Below are 22,585 nucleotides of genomic sequence, written 5' to 3'. Positions count from 1 at the left end.
CGAGCGACCTATATAAATACATTCGTATTGAAATTAAAGAGGTAACAATGGCAGGCCGACCGAGAACGATCGATCGCGACAAGGTGCTCGATGCAGCGGAGGCCGTGGTGACGCGCGAGGGTGCTTCCGGGCTGACCATCGATGCCGTCGCCAAAGAGGCCGGTATCACCAAGGGTGGCGTGCAATACGCCTTCGGCTCCAAGGAGAACCTCATCCGCGCGATGATCCGGCGGTGGGGCGAAACCTTTGAGGAGGAAGTGATGGCCTTTGCCGGCGAGAACCCGACGCCGGAAACGGTGATCCTCGGGCATATAGAAGCGTCGCGGCGCACCGACAAGGACGAGGCTTCACGTTCGGCGGTGATGATGACAGCGCTGCTGCAGCAGCCGGATCAGGTCGCCGAGAGCCGCGAATGGTATAATAGCAGGCTGCAAGGGCTCGATCCGTCGAGCGAACACGCGCGCAGGGCGCGTCTCGCCTTTCTGGCCAGCGAAGGGGTGTTCTTCCTGAAGTCCTTCAACCTCATCGACCTCGACGACGAGGCGTGGGAGGAGGTGTTCGGTGACATTCTGGCGCTGGCAGGGCCGGATAGCGCTGAAAAGTAGCCGCGAAAGTAGTCGCGCCGGCGACAGGGACCGCTACTTGCCGACCTCATTGTCGCCCGCGGCAACGCCGAAGAGTTGCTCGGCCTCTTCGGCGGTGTAGTAGCCCAGCCGCACGTCGCGGCGCACCGTCCCGGGATCGCGCTCCGACGGAAGGCCGTAGCCGCCGCCGCCAGGCGTGCCGACGCGGACGCGATCGCCCGCCTTCATCGGAATGTCCTGCTCCTTGGAAAGGTGCTTCGGCACGTGGGCCTGTCCGTCGCGATACACGGTCACGGTGTTGACCGCGCCGTCCTGACCGCCCAGTGCGCCCTGAGGGCCATAGCGGCCGTGATCCATGACGAAGGACGCCCGCGCCTCGCCGCGCAAGAGCTCGATCTCGTAGTCGAGGCCCATGCCGCCGCGATGCCTGCCGGCGCCGCCCGAGCCTTCCCGGAGCCGATAGTGGTTGTAGAGGATGGGATAGGACTGCTCCATGATCTCGACTGGCGGCGACTTGGAGATGCCGATGGTCGAGCAGCCGTTGGATAGGCCGTCATGGTCGGCGTTGCCGCCATAGCCGCCGCCGGAGAGCTGGTAGAGCACGAAGGGTCGGCCGCGCACCGGGTCGAACCCGCCAAGTCCGAAATTGCCGCTCGAGCCTGCGGGTGCAGCCGTCACCTGTTCCGGTAGTGCCTGTACCATCGCGGAAAAAACCGCTTCCGCGATGCGCTGCGAGACTTCCGCCGCACAGCCCGACACGGGGCGGGGGTACTGCGCGTCGAGGAATGTGCCTTCGGGCCGGCGGATCACCAGCGGCTCGAACGCGCCGGCGCTGATCGGAACATCGGGAAAGATGTGGCGCATGGCGAGGTAGACGGAGGAATGTGTCGTTGCCAGCACCGAGTTCATCGGGCCGATGCAGGGCGGGCTGGAGCCGGCGAAGTCGAAGGTGAGCGTATCGCCCTGCTTCTCGACCGCGAGCCTGATCTCCAGCGGTTCATCCACCACGCCGTCGGAATCGACGAAAGCGACACCATGATAGACGCCGTCTTCGATGGCCGCGATCCTGGCACGCATCTGTACGGCAGCGCGGCGGCGCAGTTCGGCAATGGCCTCGTTGACAGTTTCGTCGCCGTAACGGTCGAGGATTTCACACAGCCGCGACTGGCCGACCTGGAGAGCGGCGGCCTGGGCCTTGATGTCGCCGATGCGCTGTTCGGCAATCCGGATGTTGGACGTAATGATCGCGTAGATCTCGGGGTCGAGCGCGCCTTTCTTGAATAGCTTGACCGGCGGCAGGCGCAGGCCCTCCTGTTCGACCGCAGTGGCTGAGGCGGAGAAGCCGCCCGGCACCGCACCGCCGATGTCGGGCCAATGGCCCGTATTGGACAGCCAGCAGAAAATCTCGCCGTTTCGCCATACCGGCATGGCGAAACGCACGTCCATAAGGTGGGTGCCGCCAAGATAGGGGTCGTTGACGATATAGATGTCGCCTTCCTCCGGCGGCAGGCAGCGGCCGTCGCGGATCATCTCGATGAGCGTCCGGGTGGAATACTGCATGACGCCGACGAACACCGGCAGGCCGCCGACACCTTGTGCGATCAGCGATCCATCGTCTGCCGCATAGATGCCGTCGGACCGGTCGTTCGCCTCGGCGATGATCGGCGAGAAGGCGGAGCGGGAAAAGGCGAGGTCCATCTCGTCGCACGCCTGCTGCAGCGCGGCCTCGATGACCGAAAGCGTGATGGCGTCGAGGGTCATGCTCCCACCTCGATAATCAGATTGCCGTCGGCGTCCTGGGTGACACGGTCGCCGGGTTCCACAACCGTGGTGGCATCGAGCTGTTCAAGGATCGCAGGTCCTGTGATTGTTGCGTCGAGCGGCAGCTTTTCGCGGGCGTAGACCGGGGTCTCGATCCAGCTTCCGTCGAACCAGACGGGTCGCGTTCCCGTCTGCGCCTCAGTGAGCGTTGCTTTCCGGCCCGCGGGTCGATCAGCAGCGACAGGTCGATCTGGCGGCGCTCGCCGATGACCGAGGTGTTGAGGTTGACGAGATTGGCGCGGATTTCCGGCAACGACACCCTGAACCGGGCGAAATAGGCGGTCTCGAACAGTGATTGCAACTCGGCGGCCGACACTGACGCGCTCGGGAGCGCGACGTTGATGAGATGTGTCTGGCCGACGAACTGCATGTCGGCGGAGTGCACGAAGCGTAGCGTCTGCGGCTTCACCGCCTCCTTCGCGATCAGTGCGCGGCCTTCGTCGGCCTGTGTTGCGAGAATGGCGGCAAGCTCGGCTTCATCGATTTCGGCCACGGGAACGTTTACCGTGCGCACGAAATCGTGCCGCATGTCCGCCACCACGCAGCCGAGCGCATTGGTGATACCCGGGCGCGCCGGTACGATCACCTTCGGGATCGAGAGTTCGCGTGCGAGGGCGGCCGCATGCAGCGGCCCGGCGCCGCCGAAAGCAAAGAGCGCGAAGTCGCGCGGGTCGTGCCCTTTGGCGACCGAGACCATGCGGATCGCGCCGGCCATTTTCAGGTTGCCAAGTTTTAACACCGCTCCTGCGGCGCCGACGCCGTCGAGGCCGGCCCTGCGACCGATCCGTTCAGCGAAGATATCGGTGACGGCTTCGACCGAAACCGGCTTGTCGACCGCCAGCAGCCGGTTCGGGTTCAGCCGCCCGAGCACCAGATTTGCGTCCGAAACGGTCGGCTCCGTGCCTCCACGGCCGTAGCAGATCGGACCGGGGTCGCGCCTGCGCTCTCCGGCCCCACGCGGATGAGGCCTGCGTCATCGATGCGTGCGATCGAACCGCCCCCGGCACCGACCGTATGCACGTCGACCATCGGGACATGGATCGGCATCGCATATTCGATCTCGATCTCATTGGAGACCGCCGGACGGGCGTTGCGGATCAGCGCGACGTCGGTGGAGGTGCCGCCCATGTCGTAAGTGACAACATGCGGGAAACCGGCGCGGCGCGCCGTATAGGCGGCGGCCATGACGCCGGAGGCCGGCCCCGACATGACGGTCTTTGCCGCCTCCTCGGTGACGAAACGCGCCGAGATCATGCCGCCATTGCCGTTCATGACGAGGAAGTCGCGCGCGTAGCCCCGCGCGTCCAGTTCATCGGCAAGCCTGCCGATGTAGCGTTTCAGGATCGGTTGTACCGAGGCATTGACGGCGGCGGTCACGCCGCGCTCGAACTCGCGGGCCTCCGACAACAGCGAATGACCCGTCGTAACGTGTTCGTTCGGCCACATCGAGCGCGCGATTTCGGCTGCGCGCAGCTCATGCGCCGGATTGGCATAGGCGTGAAGGAAATGGATCACCAGCGACTCGCAGCCAGCGTCCAGCAGGTGTTGGACTGTTTTGCGCACGGCCTGCTCATCCAGCGGAATGCGCACGTTGCCGGACGCCTCCATCCGCTCTGGAACCTCCAGCCGAAGGTCGCGCGGGATGACAGGCACGAACACACCCGTCATGCCGTAGGGCTGCGGGCGGGTACGCCGGCCGAGCTCGATCACGTCGCGGAAGCCGGCTGTGGTGATCATGCCGGTCCTGGCAAGGCGCCGCTCCAGAACCGCATTGGTCGTCGTGGTCGTCCCATGGACGATGAGGTCGATGTCGGAAACGGCCTTGCCGGTGGCCTCGAGCGCCGCGACCACGCCGAACGCCTGGTTGTCGACGGTGGTGGGCACCTTGGCGATGCGCACCCGGCCGTCTTCGGCGCCGTCGATTAGGAGCAGGTCCGTGAAGGTTCCGCCGACGTCGATCCCCGCAACCGTGCCTGCTGCGGCATCTTTCTCAATCATGGCGCAATTCCGGGATAGAGAATCTGCTGAAGACGCGCAATTTGGAAAGCCGCCCTACTGTGCTGCCTTGACGTAATAATCATTTGTATACTAATAAACTTGACTGGCAAGCACAGACCTTGCAACAGCCGCGACCTCTTTTCTCCGGCACCATTTCAAGCAGCAGGATCAAAGGAATGAACACAGCCGCGCGCCAGGAAGTCGGTTCAGCACGGCCGACCGAGTTTCCCATTCCCGCCGGTGTCTATGCCGAGCGCGTGGTGTCGGTCCGCCATTACACCGACCGGCTGTTCTCGTTCCGGATCACACGTCCCCAGGCCTTCCGTTTCCGATCTGGCGAATTTGTCATGATCGGCCTGCCCAACGCCGAGAAGCCGGTGTTCCGCGCCTACTCCATCTCCAGCCCTGCATGGGACGAGGAGATCGAGTTCTTCTCGATCAAGGTTCCGGACGGTCCGCTGACCCAGCACCTGCAGAAGATCCAGCCTGGCGACACGGTGTTGATGCGCCAGAAGTCGACGGGCACGCTGGTGCTCGACGCGCTGACGCCCGCCAAGCGGCTGTGGATGATCTCGACGGGCACGGGCATCGCGCCGTTCGCCAGCCTGATGCGTGATCCCGAGACCTACGAGAAGTTCGATCAGGTCATCCTGACCCACACCTGTCGCGACGTGGCCGAACTCGTCTACGGTAACGACCTCGCCCAAGGACTGGTCGACGACCCGCTGATCGGCGAACTGGCGGCCGGCCGCTTCACGCACTACGCAACGACGACGCGTGAGAACCACCCCAAGATGGGCCGTATCACCACGCTGATCGAAAGCGGGCAGCTCTTCACCGATCTCGAAGTGCAGCCCTTCGATCCGGCTGTCGACCGCGTGATGATCTGCGGCTCGATGGATATGATCCGGGACGTCAAGGCGCTCGTGGAAGCCTTCGGGCTCACCGAAGGGGCCAACAACAAGCCTGCGGAATTCGTGGTCGAACGCGCCTTCGTCGGCTGACCTTGTCGGGTTTTCAGGCGACAGCCTGAAGCTCGGCCACCACCTTGTCGCGTCCGCTGTCCTTGGCTCTGTAGAGCGACGTGTCCGCGCGGTGAAGCACGCTTTCGAAGCTTTCGCTTTGGATCTGGACAAGCGCGACACCGGCGCTGGCGGTGCCGGAAATCAATCCGTTCGCTGTTTCGACCCGGCTCTGCGCGAAGATGGCGCGAATGCGCTCCGCCGTGCTGGTGGCAAGCAGGCAAGATGCATTCCTTAATACGAGGACGAACTCCTCTCCGCCGATCCGGGCGGCCAGGTCGCCATCTCGCAGGTTCATGCGCATCGCGTCGGCGAAACGGCGCAGCACTTCGTCGCCAATCGCATGACCGTGGCGGTCGTTGATGGCCTTGAAGTCATCAAGGTCGAAAGCCACCACGGCGTGTCCGGGTTGAAGGTCCTGTGCCGACATGCTGTCGAACAGGGCGCGGCGGTTGAGCAGGCCGGTCAGAATGTCGGTGCGGGCCTCCTGCCTGTGCCGCCGCGCTGCGCGCGCATGGTTGAGGCCGAGGGAAAGCGCGCCGACCCCGGTTATGCCGATTATGCACATGATGGCGTTGAACTGTTCTGCCCAGTTGTCCGGCCTGCGGCCCATGCTCCACTCGGCCTCATGCAGGAGAACGGCGCCGCACGCGAAGAACGAAATAGCTGCGAGGATATAGAGGAGGCAAAGGAGGGCCATGGACGATGGCGCTTCGGAACGGGTCTTCCAATACTGGGCTGCGCTCGCGACCAGAAACCAGCCTGCGAGAAAATTGTAGACCATGATGCCGAAGCCGTCATAGCCGAGCGCGATCGGCAATCCGACGGGGACGGCCATCAGCAGTAGCAGCACGATTTGCAAGAACGATGTCGCCGCGCCTGCGAACTGCCTTGCGGCGATGAACACGATCACAAAGCCGACTGCTTCCATGGTGAAGGCGGTGGCGGCGATCGCCATATTGTCCGGCGGCAGCGTCGAATAAAGGATCACGCCGGTTGCGAGCAGGAGCATTCCCGCCGCCCAGCCTACCAGAAAGCGGTCGGAGCGATTGTGAATCCAGACGCTCAGCATGGGCAGAGCCAGCGCCGCAGCACAGAGGCCTGCGGCAATGAAAAGCGAATCCCGGTCGATCAACTTCGCACACCCCACGGATTTCGGCGCTTCTACCATGCGGTTGCCTGCCAAAGGGTATCGGCCATGCGAAAGCTCGCCGCGTGGTGAAAAATGTCTTATCCATAGCCAAGCTAAAGCGGCAGCGCGGTCTCCTGCTTGATGTCCTTGAGCACGAGGTTGGTGCGGACATTGGCGATGCCCGGCAGGCGAAACAGGAAGCCTTCCAGGAACCGGTTATAGGCGTCGAGGTTCTCGCAGGCCACGCGAAGGTGATAGTCGGCCTCGCCTGTGGTGGCAAAGCAGTCGAGCACTTCCGGACGCCTGCGCACCTCGGCGATGAAAGTGTCGACGTGGCTGTGGTCGTGCCGGGTCAGAGACACATGGGCAATTGCGTGGAACTTCTGGCCGGCGCGCGCGGCGTCGAGGATCGCCGCATAGCGCCTGATAACGCCAGCATCTTCCAGGGCCCTCACACGCCGCCAGCAAGCTGATGGCGACATGCCAGCCTGCTCCGCCATGTCCTGGTTGGAGATACGCGCATTGTCCTGGAGAATGCGCAGGAGACGGCGATCCTGTTCCGTCAGTTCCTCCATATCATTTCCTTTTGTCGGCAGATTCTTTCGATTTTTATATCGATTTGGTCATTCTTGCCGGATTTGTGGCCTTTTTCCAGAAAACTGGCAAGTTCTACCGCTTCAGCCGCGTTAGAATGGGGAAAGGCACCTCAGGGAGGCACCCATGACCGCGCACGCGCCGCTTCATGAACTCACACGCTATCGCCTCGAAGATCGCTATACGCAGACAGATGGCAGCGTCTTCATGACCGGAACGCAGGCGCTTGTGCGGATCGCGCTGGACCAGGCGCGACGCGACCGTGCGCAGGGCCGCAAGACGGGCGGTTTCATCTCCGGTTATCGCGGCTCGCCGCTGGGCGGGCTTGATCTGGAAATATGGCGCAACAAGCGCCTGGTGGCCGACGCCGGAATCGAATTCCTGCCTGCCGTCAATGAGGACCTCGCGGCCACAGCCGTGCTGGGCTCGCAGCAGGTCGAGACCAACCCGGACCGGCAGGTCGATGGCGTGTTCGCCATGTGGTACGGCAAGGGACCCGGTGTCGACCGGGCGGGCGATGCGCTCAAGCACGGCAACGCCTATGGCTCGTCGCCGAATGGCGGGGTGCTCGTTGTTGCCGGCGACGATCATGGCTGCGTCTCGTCATCCATGCCGCATCAGTCCGACGTCGCTTTCATGGCGTGGTTCATGCCGACGCTGAACCCGGCGAGCGTTGCCGAATATCTGGAGTTCGGCGAATACGGCTACGCGCTGTCGCGCTTTTCCGGCATGTGGGTCGGCTTCAAGGCCGTATCTGAAACGGTGGAATCGGCCGCGTCGTTCGAGCTGAAACCCCACCGATTGTTCAATACGCCCGATTTCATGCCGCCGCCCGGCGGGCTCCATTATCGCTGGCCGGATCTGCCCGGACCGCAGATAGAGGAGCGCATGGAGGCCAAGAAGCAGGCGGTATTCGCCTTTGCCGAGGCCAACCCGATCGACCGTCACATCTACGACGTGAAGCACGCCCGTTTCGGCATCGTCACCGCCGGCAAGGGGCATCTCGACCTGATGGAGGCGCTGCGCCTGCTCGGAATTGGTGAAAGCGAATGCCGCGAACTCGGCATCGACATCTACAAGGTCGGCATGGTGTGGCCGCTGGCCAGGCGCGACGCGCTCGACTTCGTGCGCGGCAAGGAGGAAGTGCTGGTCGTTGAGGAAAAGCGCGGCATCATCGAAAGCCAGTTCAAGGAATATTTCTACGACTGGCCGGGCGACAAGCCGAAGCGCATGGTCGGCAAGCGCGACGAGAACGGCGAAAGGCTGATCCCGTGGACCGGCGAACTATCGCCGCGCCAGCTCGTGCCTCTGGTGGCAAAGCGGCTGGACGGGATCTTTCCGGGGCAGGGCTTTGCCGAACGCGCGGCGCGCATCGCCGGCGAGCCAGCGATTTCCATCAGCGTCGAGGGTGCGACGCGCACGCCCTATTTCTGTTCCGGCTGCCCGCACAACACCTCGACCAAGGTCCCCGAGGGTTCAAAGGCGCTGGCCGGGATCGGTTGTCATTTCATGGCGAGCTGGATGGATCGCGAAACGAGTTCGCTGATCCAGATGGGTGGCGAGGGCGTCAACTGGGCGGCTTCGTCGCTGTTTACCGGCAAGGGGCACATCTTCCAGAATCTGGGCGAGGGGACCTATTACCACTCCGGTTCGATGGCGATCCGGCAGGCCATCGCGGCAAAGGCCAACATCACCTACAAGATCCTGTACAATGATGCCGTCGCAATGACCGGTGGCCAGCCGGTTGACGGGCCGGTCAGCGTGCAGGCGATCGCGCAGGAGGTGCGTGCCGAAGGCGTGGAGCGCATCGCGCTGGTCAGCGACGATCCGGCCAAGTTTCATTCGGGCGACTTCCCGCACGGGGTGACCATTCATCATCGCCGCGAACTCGATGCGGTGCAGCGCGAACTGCGCGACGTCGAGGGCGTATCCGTACTCATCTACGAGCAGACCTGCGCCACGGAAAAGCGCCGGCGGCGCAAGCGCGGCACGATGGCCGACCCCGGCAAGGTGGTCGTCATCAACGAACTGGTTTGCGAAGGCTGCGGCGATTGCTCGGTAGAATCCAACTGCCTGTCCGTCGAACCGGTCGAAACGGAGTTCGGGACCAAGCGACGCATCAACCAGTCGTCCTGCAACAAGGACTTCTCGTGCGTGAACGGCTTCTGCCCCAGCTTCGTGACGCTGGAAGGGGCGGTTCGGCGTAAGCGGACCGGGCGGGAGCTCGATCTCGCGACATTGGCAAGCGATCTCGAACAGCCGGAACTTCCGGGCCTGGGCAAGCCCTATGACCTGCTGATCACCGGCGTCGGCGGAACCGGAGTCGTGACCATCGGCGCGCTCGTCACCATGGCGGCGCATCTGGAGGCCAAAGGCTCGTCGGTGCTCGACTTCACCGGCTTTGCGCAGAAATTCGGCCCTGTGCTGTCCTTTGTGCGCATCGCCTCGAAACCCGCCGCGATCAACCAGGTTCGCATCGACCGTGGCGCAGCGGACGCGCTCATCGGATGCGATATCGTTGTCTCCTCGTCGCCCAAGGCTTCGGCCAGCTACCGGCCCGAAATGCGGGCTGCGGTGAACCTCGCCAAGATGCCGACCGGCGACATAGTGCGCCGGCGCGACGCCGACCTCGCGGTCGACCGACGCGTCGCGGCGATCACCAATGTCATCGGTGCCGAGCGGTTGTCGGCAGTCGATGCCAACCAGCTTGCCGAGACGCTTATGGGCGACGCGGTCTTCGCCAACGTCATGATGCTTGGCTTTGCCTGGCAGAAGGGGCTCGTGCCCGTCGGCGCTGCTGCGCTTGCACAGGCCATCGAGCTGAACGGCGTCGCCGTCGAGGCCAACCATCGCGCGTTTCTGGTAGGTCGGGTTGCTGCCGCCAACCCGGAACGGCTGGTCGCTCTTTTACGCCCGGAAAAGCCGAAGCCCGAAACGCTTGACGAGATGATCGGCCGCCGCGCCGATTTCCTCACGCAGTATCAGGATGCCGCCTATGCTGTGCGATACCGAGAAGTTGTCGACAGGGTACGCGAAGCGGAGGCATCGCTCGGATCCGACCGACTGACCACGGCCGTGGCGCGCTCGCTGTTCAAGCTGATGGCCTACAAGGACGAGTACGAGGTGGCGCGCCTGCACACGCAGACTGGCTTTGCCGACGGCTTGAAGGAGCTGTTCGACGGCGACTTCCGCATTGTCCATCACCTCGCGCCGCCATTCCTTGCCTCCGAAAAGGATGCGCGCGGGCGCCCGCTGAAGCGGGAATTCGGCCCCTGGATCAGGCTGCCTTTCACCGCGCTGGCGCGGATGAAGCGGCTGCGGGGCACGCACTTCGACCTGTTCGGCTACACTGCCGAGCGCCGCATGGAACGCGAACTGATCGGCTGGTACGAGGAGGCGGTGAAGCACTGCCTTTCACGCCTTTCATCTGAAAGCCACGACGCGCTTTGCTCGACCATGGAAAAGCCGATGCAGATTCGCGGCTACGGCCCAGTCAAGGAACAGGCGGCCAATCGTATCCGTGCCGAGGTCGACACCGCCTTGGCGGGATAGGCCCCGACCTCGACGTTTATTCCGAAAGAAATTGAACCCGACTGTCGGTCGGTAGCATAGTCGCGCGTCCTTTGAACCGAACGATGAGGAAGCGTCATGCTTTATGCCCTTCTCTGCTACAACAACGAGGCAGCCGTCTGCGGCCTTTCCAAGGAAGACGACGAGGCCATGATGAGCCGCGTCCGCGCAGCCGAGGAGAAGATCGTTGCCAAGAGCAAATTCGGTCCACGGTTGCGGCTGATGCCGACCACCGCCGCCACCTTCGTCAAGGCGGGGCAGGATCCTTTGGTCATTGACGGTCCCTTTGCCGAGACCAAGGAGCAGCTGCTGGGGTTCTGGATCGTCGACTGCGCCTCGCTCGAAGATGCCATCGAGGCCGGGAAGCATCTGGCGCGAGAACGCGAATTCGGCGGTGTCGAGGTGAGACCCATCTCGGCCTATGTACCCCCTGCGGAGGCAACGTGAACGACCTTTCCTGGATAGATCAGGCCCTTTCGGCGGCACGGCCGCAGGTTGTGGGCGCGCTGATGCGGTATTTCCGCGACCTCGACACGGCAGAAGAGGCCTTTCAGGAGGCGTGCCTGCGCGCGCTGAAGAACTGGCCGCAGAAGGGCCCTCCGCGCGACCCCGCGGCCTGGCTGATCTTCGTCGGACGCAATGCCGGTGTGGACGACATCAGGAAGCGCGGCCGGCAGCAGGCGCTGCCTGACGAAGAAACGCTGTCCGATCTTGACGATACCGAGCCGTCGATGGCGGAACGCCTCGACAATGCCGACTACCGCGACGACGTGCTGCGGCTGCTGTTCATCTGCTGCCATCCGGACCTGCCGGCCACGCAGCAGATTGCCATGGCGCTGCGGATCGTATCCGGCCTCACCGTGCCGGAGATCGCAAGGGCCTTCCTCGTTTCCGAAGCCGCGATGGAGCAGCGCATCACCCGCGCCAAGCGCAAGGTGGCTGCCGCCGGGGTCGAATTCGAGACGCCTTCCGCGGTCGACCGTGTCGAACGCATCGCGACCGTGACGGCGATGGTCTATCTGCTTTTCAACGAAGGCTATTCCGCCAGCGGCGGCGAGGCCCACATCCGCGAGCCGCTGTGCGACGAGGCGATAAGGCTCGGCTACCTGCTCCTGAGAATGTACCCCGGCGAGCCGGAGCTGATGGGTCTGGTGGCGCTGATGCTTTTCCAGCATGCCCGTGTGCCTGCGCGTCTGGACGCGGAGGGCGAGATCGTGCTGCTCGACGAGCAGGACCGCAGCCTGTGGCGCGGCTCGCTTATGGCGGAAGCAGCGGCGTTGATCGAGAAGGCGGCACGCCATAACCGGCCCGGCACTTACCAGCTTCAGGCGGCTATCGCCTACGAGCACGCCAAGGCGAAGCAGGCTGTCGACACCGACTGGCGCGCGATCGATCAATATTACCAGATGCTCGAGACCCTGCAGCCTTCACCGGTCATCACTCTGAACCGCGCTGTGGCGGTTTCCAAGCATGCCGGAGCGACTGACGCGCTTCAGTTGATCGAGCCCCTGTCCGGCTCACTCGAGGGTTACTTCCATTTCCACGGCGTGCGGGGCGCGCTGCTGCTTGAGCTCGGTCGGTCGCGTGAAGCAAGGGCTGCATTCGAGAAGGCGATTTCATGCGCCAATACGACCGCCGAGGCGAGCCACATCCGACGGCATCTCGACAGGTTGCAGAAGGGTGCCGAGGGTATGCCGGCCTGAGGGACGGGGCCTGCCTTGGGCGAAACGTAGCGGTCGTTGCCTTAACTTTTAGCCGACTGGGCGCGCTTGTATTAGCGGCTTATTAATCTTGTGCGGACATGACTACCAAAGCACCTCTGCTTGGGGCGACAGGTGCTGTGCCCGGCGCGGGGCCGGGGCGATTGCACGAGATTTTGGGGGTCACCGTGTCGTTCAAGAATCTGAAAATTTCACGGAAGCTGGCGATCGGCTTCTTCGCGGTTATCGCAACCATCATCGGTATGAGTGCGGCGGTTTACCTGAACCTTCAGACACTTAGGCAAGCAACAGCCGAGGAGAACGGCGCGCGGACCGCGATCGACCTCATCACGCAGGCCGAATTCAAGCTGGCCCGTCAGGAAAATAGCTATCGCGGGTTTTTGGTGTCGGGCGACGATTTCTACCTGGGTCTTCTCGATAAGCACCGCAAGGGCTTTTACGAAGCACTTGACAAGATGAAGGCATCGCAGGCCGGTCATGGCAACGAAGCAGACATGCTCGGAGCGATCCAGACCGCCGAGGCGGCGATGCAGGCATGGCAGACGAATATCGTCGATGTCGGCCTGAAGTATTACGCGGATCCGATCAACCGGTTCAGGGCCATCGAGATGATTGGCCAGAGCGGTCCTGCCGACGGCTACATGGAAGCCGTTGAAAACATCCTTGCGGGGCTTTCCGAAGGCGAGCGGCTCGAGCTTGCCGAGGTTGCCTCTATAAGTTCCAGAGCGATGAGCCAGACCGAGATGGCCATCATCGTCGGCCTGGCTTTGTCGGTTCTCATCGCTGTCGCGCTTGGCTGGCTGCTTTCGCGTATGATTGCGGCGCCAGTCAATGCCCTGACGGGCGTGATGGGCGAACTGGCTTCGGGCAATCATTCGGTGGAAGTGCCCGCCGTGGAGCGCAAGGACGAGGTGGGCGAGATGGCTCGCGCTGTGCTTGTGTTCAAGGACGCGGCGATCGAGAAGATTCGGCTCGAAGGCGAAACGGAGCACGCGCGCGGCACGGCGGAGGCCGAGCGGTCGCGCAATGAGAGCGAAAAGGCCCGCAAAGCCGAGGAAGATCACGTCGCGATCTCGGCGCTGGCGACCGGTCTGTCGGCGCTTGCAAATGGCGACCTGACCTATCGCATCACCGATACCTTCTCCCCGGAAGCGCAGCGTTTGAAGGACGATTTCAACGCCACCGCGCAGCAGCTTCAGGACACGATGGTGACGATCACCGGGGCGATCGAGGGAATGCGCTCCGGCACCGGCGAAATCAGCCAGGCAGCGGACGACCTGTCACGGCGCACCGAACAGCAGGCTGCAAGCCTGGAGGAGACCGCGGCGGCGCTGGACGAGATCACCGCAACGGTCAAGAAGACCGCCGAAGGCGCCCATCAGGCATCGCAGGTGACCGATCAGGCGCGTGTCGGCGCCGAGAAGTCCGGCGCGGTGGTGCGCGAGGCGGTCGAGGCGATGGCGCAGATCGAGAAATCGTCCCAGCAGATAGGCCAGATCATCGGTGTGATCGACGAGATCGCCTTCCAGACCAACTTGCTGGCGCTCAATGCCGGCGTGGAGGCAGCGCGTGCGGGCGACGCTGGCAAGGGCTTCGCTGTGGTCGCGTCGGAAGTGCGCGCGCTGGCCCAGCGTTCGGCAGAGGCCGCCAAGGAGATCAAGGATCTGATCTCGACCTCTACCCAGCAGGTGGATCAGGGTGTCGACCTCGTCGGCCAGACAGGCTCGGCGTTGGAGAAGATCGTGGCACAGGTGGGAGAGATCACCGGTCTGGTGACGGAGATCGCTGCTTCGGCACGCGAGCAGTCGACCGGGCTCGGCGAAGTGAACACGGCCGTCAACCAGATGGACCAGGTTACCCAGCAGAACGCGGCGATGGTCGAACAGTCGACAGCCGCCAGCCACCATCTGGCACAGGAAGCCGACGAACTGGCACGACTGGTGTCGAAGTTCCGCCTCGGCACCCAGGCCGGAGCACAGACAGCACCCCGCAAGGTTGCCGTGGCTGCAAACAACTCGGCCCCTGTTGCTGCGGTGACGCCAAAGCCTCAGTCGGCGCGGCCTGCTCTCAAGACAGTCTCTGCCGGTGGCGGCCACGCCGCCGCCCTGCTTGCGGCGCAGCCGCAGGACGACGGTTGGGAAGAGTTCTGACCAGACAATCAGACCGTCGCTGGAACAGCGGCGGTCTCATCTTTCGGCAACCGAACGTGCTGGCTGCACTAAACGTGAAATTAACGCCGTCCAGCACATTCTCGGCACGTGCAGTTTCTGCTGTTGCTTCGTGTACCGGCGGAGTCTCAGGACAAAAAATGAGCGAACATCTGAATAGAAGGGCGTCCGACCGCCGCCGCGAACTGATCGCATTTCGTGTGGGCGCGCAGGAATTCTGCGTCGACATCATGTCGGTGCGCGAAATCCGCGGCTGGACACCGGCAACCCCGCTGCCGCATGCGCAGAAGTTCATGCGCGGCGTCATCAACCTGCGGGGGACCGTGTTGCCGATCATCGACCTCTCGGCCCGCCTTGGCTTCGGCTTCACAACGCCGGAAGCTCGCCACGTCATCATCGTTGTGCGCGTCGGCGAGCAGGAGACTGGACTGTTGGTCGATGCCGTCTGCGACATTCTCAGCGTAACGGAAGACATGCTTCAGCCCACGCCAAATGTTGCGAGCGAAACGGTACGCTCTTTCATTCGCGGCATCCTTGCCGTCGAAGGGCGCATGATCGGCGAGATCGGCCTGGAGCGCATTCTGCCCGAAAAGGAAGCCGAGGCAGCATGACGACCGCCATCAGGCCTGCGACGGGTGCACGCCAGCAGGCGTTGGTCGAGGGCGAGTTCCTCTTCACCAACGATGATTTCCTCTCCATCGCGCGGATGCTGTACGACGACGCCGGCATTGCGCTGACCGAAAGCAAGGCCTCGCTGGTCTATTCCAGGCTCGCGAAGCGGTTGCGGGCGCTGGGGCTGGAGAGCTTCCGCGATTACTGCAAATTCGTCGGCGGCTCCGAAGGAACCAGCGAGCGCCAGAACATGCTGGCCGCGCTAACGACCAACGTGACACGCTATTTCCGTGAGCCGCATCATTTCGAGCATCTGAAAAGCCGGGTTCTGCCGGAACTCGTCAGCCGTGCCAAGGCGCGGGGGCGTGTGCGCATCTGGTCGGCGGGTTGCTCGACCGGGCAGGAGCCTTATTCGATCGCGCTGACACTACTCGACATGCTGCCGGATGCGGCACAATACGACGTGCGCATTCTCGCGACCGACATCGACCCCAACGTGGTCGCGACGGGACGTGCCGGCGTCTATTCCGACGAAGCCGTACAGCCGGTGCCTTCGGCCCTGCGCGATCGCTGGATGGTCAGGGTCAAGGACGGGGCACGAGATGCCTGGGGTGCCGGCGAGGAAATGCGGCGTCTGGTCTCGTTCCGCGAGCTGAACCTGATGGGCAACTGGCCTATGAAGGGCAGGTTCGACGCCATCTTCTGCCGCAACGTGGTCATCTATTTCGATGAGGCGACACAGGCGCGGATCTGGGGGCGCTTCGGGCCGCTGCTGAACCCGGGCGGACGGCTCTATGTCGGCCATTCGGAGCGCGTCACCGACATGGTCAAGTTTGAAACCGATGGTCTCACGACATATCGTCTCAAGGACGGTGCTCGATGAGTTCGGTGAGGGTTCTCGTCGTCGACGACAGTGCGACGATGCGCAGCCTCATTTCCGCCGTGCTCCGTCGGGATCCGGAGATTTCCGTGGTCGGGCAGGCCGGCGACCCGCTCGAAGCGCGAGAGGCGGCGATCAAGCAGCTCAATCCGGACGTCATCACGCTCGACGTCGAGATGCCGAACATGAACGGCCTGGCGTTCCTGGAAAAGATCATGCGCCTGCGGCCAATGCCGGTGGTCATGGTCTCCACTCTGACGCAGGTCGGAGCCGACGTAAGCCTTGCGGCGCTGGAAATCGGCGCCATCGATTGTGTCGGTAAGCCATCCGCCGGCGTGCCCGCCGAGCAGGCGTTTGCCAGTTTGGCGGCCAAAGTGAAGGCGGCCGCGCGGGCAAGGGTGCGTCCAGGTTCCGATCGCGCACCCAGCCATGCCGCCGGTGGCGATTTCAAACCCGACGGTCGGATCGTCGCGATCGGTTCGTCGACCGGTGGCGTGGAAGCGCTACTGTCTGTCCTGTCGGCCTTTCCGGCCAACTGTCCGCCGACTGTCATCACCCAGCATATGCCGGGCACCTTCACCAGAAGCTTCGCGGAGCGCCTCAACCGGACCTGCGCCGCCCATGTCGAGGAAGCAAGCGAAGGCGCACAGCTCCGCGTCGGCCAGATTTATCTGGCGCCAGGAGGCGACAACCATCTCCAGGTCGTCGGATCGACGCAGCTTCGATGCAGGCTGGTTCCTGAGCCTGCGGTCAACGGGCACCGCCCCTCTGTGGATGTTCTGTTCGATTCTGTCGCCCGCGTTGCCGGCAAGGGCGCTGTCGGCGTCATCCTTACGGGCATGGGGCGCGACGGGGCCAATGGGCTTTTGTCCATGCGCAATGCGGGCGCGGCGACAATCGGCCAGAATGAACAGACATCGGTGGTCTACGGCATGCCGAGGGTTGCATTCGAGGTAGGGGCGGTCGAGCGGCAATTGCCGCTGGAACGCATCGGTGCGGAAATCATCAACCGGTGCAACGCGACTAGGGAAACAGCTTGATGTGCAGAGGGGGCCATATGCACGCAATCACCGAAACACCACCTGATGGGTCGGGATCGACCGGACTTCGCCTGCGGAGTGCATGGCGATGACACGCGGCATGATCGAGCGAAGCCCGCCCGGCGTACCGTCTTCCGTCACCGGCGGGCTCCGCGTCCATGTCGTGCAGGGCGAGCAGTTCGTTACCGACGATCCTGAAGCCGTGCTGACGACGCTGCTGGGAAGCTGCGTGGCCGCATGCATGCGTGACCCCGTCGCCGGTGTCGGCGGCATGAATCACTTTCTTCTGCCGGGCAATCGATCGCAAGGCACGGATTCCCAGGCGCAGCGCCACGGCGTTCATGCCATGGAGTTGCTCGTCAACGCGCTTCTGTCGCGCGGAGCGCGGCGCGAGCGGCTCGAAGCCAAGCTTTTGGGGGAGCGCGGCTTATCGACGGTCTCACCGACGTCGGCCGGCAGAACGCGGAGTTTGCGGAGCGCTTTCTCGCTGCCGAACGCATTCGTCATGTGGGCGGAAGCCTGCTTGGCGAGCATGGGCGAAAGGTGCAGTTCTGGCCAGTCTCCGGGCGTGCCCGGCAATCGCTGATGGAACGCGAGAGCATCCAGGTGTTCGATGTCGAGCGCCGTACCCGGCCGGTGCCGCCGGTCGAAAGCGAGGGCTCAGTCGAGCTGTTCTAGGTTGAAGCGTTGTTGTCGCGGGCAGCAACGCAGGCGCGTCGAGCTGCGATAGCGTTCGCGACTGCAGCCCGCTAGAGTCGCGGCGTGAAGAATATTGCGCATTGGCTTGGTCTGCTGTCGGCGGTGACGCGGCTGCTGCTTGCCGCCCTTGTTGCGGCCAGCGGACTGATCATGCCCTCGACGTTGCCTATCAACTCGGTCGGGGCAATGCCGTTGGCGGTAGTGTCGTTGCTGCAGTGGTGGCGCGTCCGCGCCATGAAACGCGTTTCTGACGAGGCGTCGGCCGGCATCGTCCTAAACCCGTTGCATCGTGTCGACATTGCAACGTCGGCCGCGATGTCGGTAACGGGTGCAACCCTGCTTTTTGGAGCGTCTATGAGGGTCTTTGTAGAAGGGACGCCCGTGTTCGGCTGAAACCTGTCAGAACAGGTCGACTTCGCCGGCAGCGGCTTCGTCCTTAGCCTGGACAGAGGAACCTGTCTGCCCGATCGAGCGCGCCAGCTCAGTCAGCTTGAGGGCACCTGTCGCGGCGCTTGTATCGATCCGCCATTGTGGATGCGCGGCATCGCCAATGGCGCGCAGGAAATCCGCCACGCCGGCAATACGCTGGGCGCTGAGGTCGGCATCCTGCATGGCCTGAACGTATGCAGCGTCTGCCGCCCCTACATCCCAGGTCGACCGTGCGATGGCGGCCTGGTTGCGGTCGATACGGCGCGCGATATCTTCAAGCTCGGACTGGATGCGGGCAAGAACGTCGGCCACAAGCTCGGCCGTTTCTGCCGCGTCTTCGCGCTGTGCATGGCTCATGATACTCAACCCTACGCTTTACTCGCACTTCCGGCCAAAACCGCGACCGGCATTCTGCCCCTTGCGTGCGGACTGCCCGCAAGAAGATCCTCAGTGAAGCTTGCCCACGATCGCTTCCAGCGCCCTGCGAAGCTGGTCGGGGTTGAAAGGCTTCGTCAGATAGTTGTTGAGGCCGAGCTTGCGCCCCTCGTCCAATACAGCCCGGTCTGGGCTGCCGGTGAGAATCATGAAGGGCGTACGCGACGTCGGCTTGTACGTCCGGATCGCATGCAGGAGCTGAAGCCCGTTCATCTTGGGCATGTTCATGTCGGAGATGATGAGATGCGACGGTGTCGTCATCATCATCTTCATCGCCTGTTCGCCGTCGGCCGCCACCTGGATGTTGCGGAAGCCGAGCGTTTCGAGCGCATCCCTGACGAGAAGCCTGCTGGTTGTCGTGTCGTCGACGACGAGGATTTTCAACTGAGCAAGAAGTGACATAGCTCGTTTTCCTTATTGCCCGCCGAGGCGAATGCCGGCTCGCGCGGGATTTCCCTGTGTGTCGCCGCGTTCCCGGTCCCCGCGCGGCTGGGTTGTCAGTTCAGCAGGCCCTGTCCTGCCTGGTTCTGTGTCAGCACGTTGTCGAGCGCGATCAGGCTGATCATGCGGCCTTCCATCGCGATCACGCCCTTCATGAAGGTGCGTGCCAGATCCGAGGCGACGTTGGGGGTCGCCTGGATCGCGCCGGAATCGACGGTCAGGATGTCCGAGACGGCATCGACCAGCAGACCGATCGTCTGGTGTCCCACCTGCGTGATGATGATGACGTGGCGGGCACTCGGCTCCGCCGGCTCGAAACCCAGCCTGGCGGCCAGGTCGACAACCGGCAGCACAGCGCCGCGCAGGTTTATCACGCCCTTCACATAGGCCGACGAATGGGGCAGCGGCGTCGTCTGCGTCCAGCCGCGAATGTCGCGCACCGACATGATGTCGACGCAGAACTCCTGCTCGCCGAGGCGGAAAGCGATCAGCTCGTTGCTCGCCGTGGCGTCCTGTTCCCTGACCTGGATCATGCTGCGCTCCTCTTTCGGTTTGCGTCGGCTCGCGCGACATCGCTGCGAGAGCCGGCAACAATTGCATCGACGTCAAGAATGACAGCCACGCGGCCATCGCCGAGAATGGTGGCTGCCGCCACGCCGAAGACATGGCCGTAGTTGGTTTCCAGGCTTTTGATGACGACCTGCTGCTGGCCGATGATGCCGTCGACCATCAGCGCGCATTGCGACTGGTTCTCGGTCTCCACCATCACCGCCACGCCCTGCAGCGGATCGGCCTCCTCGTCGCGGTAGCTGAGCACGCTGCCGACATCGACAAGCGGGATGAAAGACCCGCGGATGGCGATCACGCGTGCCTTTTCGCCAAGCCCGTGAACATCGGTGGCTTTCGGCTGAAGGGTCTCGACGATGGCCGACAGCGGCACGACCAGCGTCTGCCCGGCAACCGTGACCACCATGCCGTCGAGCACGGCCAGCGTCAGCGGCAGCGACAGGGAGAAGGTTGTGCCGTTTCCGGGACGTGAGGAAATGGTGATGCGTCCGCCGAGCGCTTGGATGGAGCGGCGCACGACATCCATGCCGACGCCGCGACCGGAAACGTCCGAGATGGTTGCCGCAGTCGAGAAGCCCGGTGCGAAAATCAGATCGTCGATCTCCGCATCGGTGAGCTGGGCGTCGGCATCGATGATGCCCTTGTTGACCGCGATCTCGCGCACTTTGGCGCGGTTGATGCCGGCGCCGTCGTCAGACACCTCGATCACCACGCGGCCGGAGCGGTGTGCCGCGACCATCTTGACCACACCCTGCTCGGGCTTGCCGGCCTTCACGCGATCCTCCGGCTTTTCGAGGCCATGGTCGATCGCGTTGCGGATCATGTGCGTCAGCGGATCGGCCAGCCGTTCGATAACGGTCTTGTCGACCTCGCAATTCTCGCCTTCGGTGACGAGGCGGACCGACTTGCCCGTCATGTCGGCGACCTCACGTACCACGCGGGCCATGCGCTGGAAGATCGGTCGCACCGGCTGGGCGCGGATAGCCATCACCGAATCCTGGATTTCGCGGGTCAGGTGTTCGAGGTCATCAAGGCCCACAGCTACATCCGACAGGCGCGCGATGCCGGCCTCGGTAACACGCTGCGCCAGCATGGACTGGTTGATAACCAATTCGCCGACCAGGTCGATCAGGCGATCGACACGGTCGAGATCAACGCGGATGGTGGCGCCGGGCTGCTGGCCCGACTGTGCTGCCGGTTGGGACTGCTGGTTGGCTGCGACGGGCGTTCTGGGTGCGGGATCCGGCGCTGCCTGCGGCTCTGTCGCAATCACGACCGGCTCAACTGCGACAGGCTCGACGGCGGCGGATTGGGCCGCTTCTTCGGCTGCGACCTGGGCAAGGATGGCTTCGACGGTCTGGGCCGCACTTTCCTCGTCCATGCCAACCACATTGACGTCAATGGACAGGTCACAATCGAATTCCACGAATTCGAAAATCTCACGAACCGACTTTTCATCAGCGTCCGTGGTCAGGCTGACTTTCCAGGTCAGATAGGCACCTTCCGGATCAAGCTCGTCGAGCGCCGGCAGTGCAGAAACGTCGCAGCTGACTTTCATCTCGCCCAGACGGCCAAGCTCTCGCAGCAGACGCAGGGCATCGTTGGCCTTGGCGTAGAGTTCCGGTCGCGGTGTAAAGCTGATCTCGAAAGTGTGGCCGTCGCTGCCCGCACCGTCGGTGATGAGCGTGTCGAAGGAAATCTGGACGGGCGCGAAACCGAACTCATCGACTGCCGGTCCGTCACCATCTGCAGCCACAGGTTCAAACGAAAAGTCGGCCACAGGAGCAACGGGAGCCGCCGGAGCGGGGACAGCACCGCCTGCCTTGCTGAGTTCCTCCGCCATCTGCGCCACGCGGGCAGCATCCAGCTCGCCGCCGTCGCGGGAGATACGCACCAGGTCGGACAGGATGTCGGCGGCGCGCAGCATGAGCTTGACGATCTGCGGGGTGATTTCCAGCTTGCCGCTGCGCATTCCGTCAAGCGTGGTTTCAAAGGTGTGCGCGAAACGCACGAGGTCGTCGAGCCCGAAAGCACCGGCGCCCCCTTGATCGAATGAACGGCGCGGAAGACGGCGTTGATCGTTTCGAGATCGCCTTCCTCGCGCTCGATCACCATCAGGCCTTCTTCCATCTCGGTGAGCTGTTCCTCGCATTCCTGGAAGAAGGTCTGCTTGATGGCGGCCATAGTATCCATGGTCGGTGTCCTCCCTCGCTCAGGCGGCGACGCGGTTGATCGCGGTGACGAGCTTGACCGGATCGAACGGTTTGATGATCCAGCCGCTTGCGCCAGCCCGGCGTGCCCGGTCCTTCTTCTCGTCGACGCTTTCCGTCGTCAGCACGAGGATGGGGATAGCGCGATGCCGGTCGGAACCACGCACGGCCTCGATGAAACCGAAGCCGTCCATGCGGGGCATGTTGATGTCGGTGATGATCACATCCGGATCGCAGGTTTCCAGGACTTCGAGGCCATGCACACCGTCTTCGGCCTGCACGACTTCCATGCCGGCATCCAGAAGGGCCGCCTTCAGCATCTCGCGGATGGTGCGCGAATCATCGACGGTCAGGATTGTCTTCGCCATCGTCAGTTGCTCCGTGCGGTGAATTGCGTGAGGTCGAGGCCTGCGGTCTGGATCGCGTCGAAAAAAGCGGGCGAAGGCTCCTCGATCGTCAGCTCGGCGCCGTCAGCGGCCCATGTCGCGGCAGCCGAAAGCAGCACCTGCAGGCATTGCCCGCCGACGCGCTCGATCTGCGACGCATTAAGAGCGAGGTCCTTTCCGCGTGCTGCCAGCAGCTCTGCCGCGAGCGGACCGGCCGCCTTGATGTCGAGTTCGTTCGGAAGCGTCACGCTTTCCGTGGCGGTTTTGCCCATGCCC

18 protein-coding genes and 3 pseudogenes are annotated in these 22,585 nt (G+C 63.4%); 11 read left to right on the top strand and 10 right to left on the bottom strand.

What is annotated here, in order from left to right; translation table 11 throughout:
• The first annotated feature begins 47 nt into the window (after positions 1 to 47).
• Complete coding sequence (locus HK436_RS26855; protein ID WP_173194716.1) at positions 48 to 605, top strand: TetR/AcrR family transcriptional regulator; 558 nt, start codon at positions 48 to 50, stop codon at positions 603 to 605.
• A gap of 33 nt (positions 606 to 638) precedes the next feature.
• Here the strand turns inward: HK436_RS26855 and HK436_RS26850 are convergent, their stop codons facing one another.
• Positions 639 to 2,345 (bottom strand): hydantoinase B/oxoprolinase family protein, encoded by a 1,707-nt coding sequence (locus tag HK436_RS26850; protein ID WP_173194715.1) that lies wholly within the window; start codon positions 2,343 to 2,345, stop codon positions 639 to 641.
• Positions 2,342 to 4,403 (bottom strand): annotated as a pseudogene (locus HK436_RS26845) (hydantoinase/oxoprolinase family protein). Before HK436_RS26845 ends, HK436_RS26850 begins: the two are co-directional and overlap by 4 nt.
• A 176-nt stretch (positions 4,404 to 4,579) precedes the next feature.
• Between HK436_RS26845 and HK436_RS26840 the strand changes: the two are divergent.
• A complete protein-coding gene (locus HK436_RS26840; RefSeq protein ID WP_173194714.1) occupies positions 4,580 to 5,407 on the top strand; it encodes a ferredoxin--NADP reductase in 828 nt (275 codons plus the stop codon).
• 13 nt (positions 5,408 to 5,420) lie between these two features.
• Here the strand turns inward: HK436_RS26840 and HK436_RS26835 are convergent, their stop codons facing one another.
• Both HK436_RS26835 and HK436_RS26830 read right to left on the bottom strand, forming a co-directional pair.
• Complete coding sequence (locus HK436_RS26835; protein WP_173194713.1) at positions 5,421 to 6,596, bottom strand: GGDEF domain-containing protein; 1,176 nt, start codon at positions 6,594 to 6,596, stop codon at positions 5,421 to 5,423.
• Positions 6,597 to 6,670: 74 nt separating this feature from the next.
• A complete protein-coding gene (locus HK436_RS26830; protein ID WP_173194712.1) occupies positions 6,671 to 7,132 on the bottom strand; it encodes an Lrp/AsnC family transcriptional regulator in 462 nt (153 codons plus the stop codon).
• Positions 7,133 to 7,277: 145 nt separating this feature from the next.
• On the opposite strand from HK436_RS26830, the gene HK436_RS26825 reads away from it, so the two are divergent.
• The 9 genes and pseudogenes from HK436_RS26825 (at position 7,278) to HK436_RS26785 (ending at position 18,234) form a co-directional block, all read left to right on the top strand.
• A complete protein-coding gene (locus HK436_RS26825) occupies positions 7,278 to 10,703 on the top strand; it encodes an indolepyruvate ferredoxin oxidoreductase family protein (RefSeq protein ID WP_173194711.1) in 3,426 nt (1,141 codons plus the stop codon).
• Positions 10,704 to 10,799: 96 nt separating this feature from the next.
• Positions 10,800 to 11,168, top strand: coding sequence for a YciI family protein (locus HK436_RS26820; protein ID WP_173194710.1), 369 nt, complete (start codon positions 10,800 to 10,802; stop codon positions 11,166 to 11,168).
• Positions 11,165 to 12,424, top strand: a complete 1,260-nt coding sequence (locus HK436_RS26815; RefSeq protein WP_173194709.1) for an RNA polymerase sigma factor — start codon at positions 11,165 to 11,167, stop codon at positions 12,422 to 12,424. Before HK436_RS26820 ends, HK436_RS26815 begins: the two co-directional genes overlap by 4 nt.
• Before the next feature lie 185 nt (positions 12,425 to 12,609).
• A complete protein-coding gene (locus tag HK436_RS26810) occupies positions 12,610 to 14,592 on the top strand; it encodes a methyl-accepting chemotaxis protein (protein WP_173194708.1) in 1,983 nt (660 codons plus the stop codon).
• A 158-nt stretch (positions 14,593 to 14,750) separates the two neighbouring features.
• Positions 14,751 to 15,221, top strand: a complete 471-nt coding sequence (locus HK436_RS26805) for a chemotaxis protein CheW (protein WP_173194707.1) — start codon at positions 14,751 to 14,753, stop codon at positions 15,219 to 15,221.
• Entirely contained in the window at positions 15,218 to 16,105 is an 888-nt protein-coding gene (locus tag HK436_RS26800; RefSeq protein ID WP_173194706.1) for a CheR family methyltransferase, read from the top strand. The genes HK436_RS26805 and HK436_RS26800 overlap by 4 nt, the downstream gene beginning before the upstream one ends.
• Complete coding sequence (locus tag HK436_RS26795; RefSeq protein WP_173194705.1) at positions 16,102 to 17,142, top strand: protein-glutamate methylesterase/protein-glutamine glutaminase; 1,041 nt, start codon at positions 16,102 to 16,104, stop codon at positions 17,140 to 17,142. The genes HK436_RS26800 and HK436_RS26795 overlap by 4 nt, the downstream gene beginning before the upstream one ends.
• Before the next feature lie 100 nt (positions 17,143 to 17,242).
• Positions 17,243 to 17,820, top strand: a pseudogene (locus HK436_RS26790) (chemotaxis protein CheD).
• Between the two features lie 84 nt (positions 17,821 to 17,904).
• Positions 17,905 to 18,234: a hypothetical protein gene (locus tag HK436_RS26785; RefSeq protein WP_173194704.1), complete on the top strand. Its 330-nt coding sequence runs from the start codon at positions 17,905 to 17,907 to the stop codon at positions 18,232 to 18,234.
• Between the two features lie 6 nt (positions 18,235 to 18,240).
• On the opposite strand, the gene HK436_RS26780 is transcribed toward HK436_RS26785, so the two are convergent.
• From HK436_RS26780 to HK436_RS26755, 6 genes and pseudogenes are all read right to left on the bottom strand, one after another.
• Entirely contained in the window at positions 18,241 to 18,627 is a 387-nt protein-coding gene (locus tag HK436_RS26780; protein WP_173194703.1) for a DUF8776 family protein, read from the bottom strand.
• Positions 18,628 to 18,717: 90 nt separating this feature from the next.
• Positions 18,718 to 19,107: a response regulator gene (locus HK436_RS26775; RefSeq protein ID WP_173194702.1), complete on the bottom strand. Its 390-nt coding sequence runs from the start codon at positions 19,105 to 19,107 to the stop codon at positions 18,718 to 18,720.
• A 95-nt stretch (positions 19,108 to 19,202) separates the two neighbouring features.
• The gene (locus HK436_RS26770; protein WP_173194701.1) at positions 19,203 to 19,679 is read right to left on the bottom strand and encodes a chemotaxis protein CheW; all 477 of its coding nucleotides are present in this window, start codon (positions 19,677 to 19,679) and stop codon (positions 19,203 to 19,205) included.
• A pseudogene (locus HK436_RS26765) lies at positions 19,676 to 21,906 on the bottom strand (chemotaxis protein CheA). Before HK436_RS26765 ends, HK436_RS26770 begins: the two are co-directional and overlap by 4 nt.
• Before the next feature lie 19 nt (positions 21,907 to 21,925).
• On the bottom strand, positions 21,926 to 22,291 hold the full coding sequence (locus HK436_RS26760) for a response regulator (protein WP_173194700.1): 366 nt from the start codon (positions 22,289 to 22,291) through the stop codon (positions 21,926 to 21,928).
• Positions 22,292 to 22,293: 2 nt separating this feature from the next.
• The gene (locus HK436_RS26755; RefSeq protein WP_173194699.1) at positions 22,294 to 22,581 is read right to left on the bottom strand and encodes an STAS domain-containing protein; all 288 of its coding nucleotides are present in this window, start codon (positions 22,579 to 22,581) and stop codon (positions 22,294 to 22,296) included.
• Positions 22,582 to 22,585: the final 4 nt, after the last annotated feature.

It is taken from the genome of Neoaquamicrobium sediminum (assembly GCF_013240295.1).
Taxonomy (GTDB): domain Bacteria; phylum Pseudomonadota; class Alphaproteobacteria; order Rhizobiales; family Rhizobiaceae; genus Aerobium; species Aerobium sediminum.
Note: the sequence above shows the minus strand (reverse complement) of the source record. Positions and strands in the feature narration are given on the sequence as shown.

Coding starts and splice junctions, on each gene's coding strand:
- HK436_RS26770 (WP_173194701.1), bottom strand. CDS start 19,679: ATGATCCAGGTCAGGGAACAGGACGCCACGGCGAGCAACGAGCTGATC.
- HK436_RS26755 (WP_173194699.1), bottom strand. CDS start 22,581: ATGGGCAAAACCGCCACGGAAAGCGTGACGCTTCCGAACGAACTCGAC.
- HK436_RS26775 (WP_173194702.1), bottom strand. CDS start 19,107: ATGTCACTTCTTGCTCAGTTGAAAATCCTCGTCGTCGACGACACGACA.
- HK436_RS26805 (WP_173194707.1), top strand. CDS start 14,751: ATGAGCGAACATCTGAATAGAAGGGCGTCCGACCGCCGCCGCGAACTG.
- HK436_RS26830 (WP_173194712.1), bottom strand. CDS start 7,132: ATGGAGGAACTGACGGAACAGGATCGCCGTCTCCTGCGCATTCTCCAG.
- HK436_RS26800 (WP_173194706.1), top strand. CDS start 15,218: ATGACGACCGCCATCAGGCCTGCGACGGGTGCACGCCAGCAGGCGTTG.
- HK436_RS26820 (WP_173194710.1), top strand. CDS start 10,800: ATGCTTTATGCCCTTCTCTGCTACAACAACGAGGCAGCCGTCTGCGGC.
- HK436_RS26835 (WP_173194713.1), bottom strand. CDS start 6,596: ATGGTAGAAGCGCCGAAATCCGTGGGGTGTGCGAAGTTGATCGACCGG.
- HK436_RS26760 (WP_173194700.1), bottom strand. CDS start 22,291: ATGGCGAAGACAATCCTGACCGTCGATGATTCGCGCACCATCCGCGAG.
- HK436_RS26795 (WP_173194705.1), top strand. CDS start 16,102: ATGAGTTCGGTGAGGGTTCTCGTCGTCGACGACAGTGCGACGATGCGC.
- HK436_RS26840 (WP_173194714.1), top strand. CDS start 4,580: ATGAACACAGCCGCGCGCCAGGAAGTCGGTTCAGCACGGCCGACCGAG.
- HK436_RS26780 (WP_173194703.1), bottom strand. CDS start 18,627: ATGAGCCATGCACAGCGCGAAGACGCGGCAGAAACGGCCGAGCTTGTG.
- HK436_RS26825 (WP_173194711.1), top strand. CDS start 7,278: ATGACCGCGCACGCGCCGCTTCATGAACTCACACGCTATCGCCTCGAA.
- HK436_RS26850 (WP_173194715.1), bottom strand. CDS start 2,345: ATGACCCTCGACGCCATCACGCTTTCGGTCATCGAGGCCGCGCTGCAG.
- HK436_RS26855 (WP_173194716.1), top strand. CDS start 48: ATGGCAGGCCGACCGAGAACGATCGATCGCGACAAGGTGCTCGATGCA.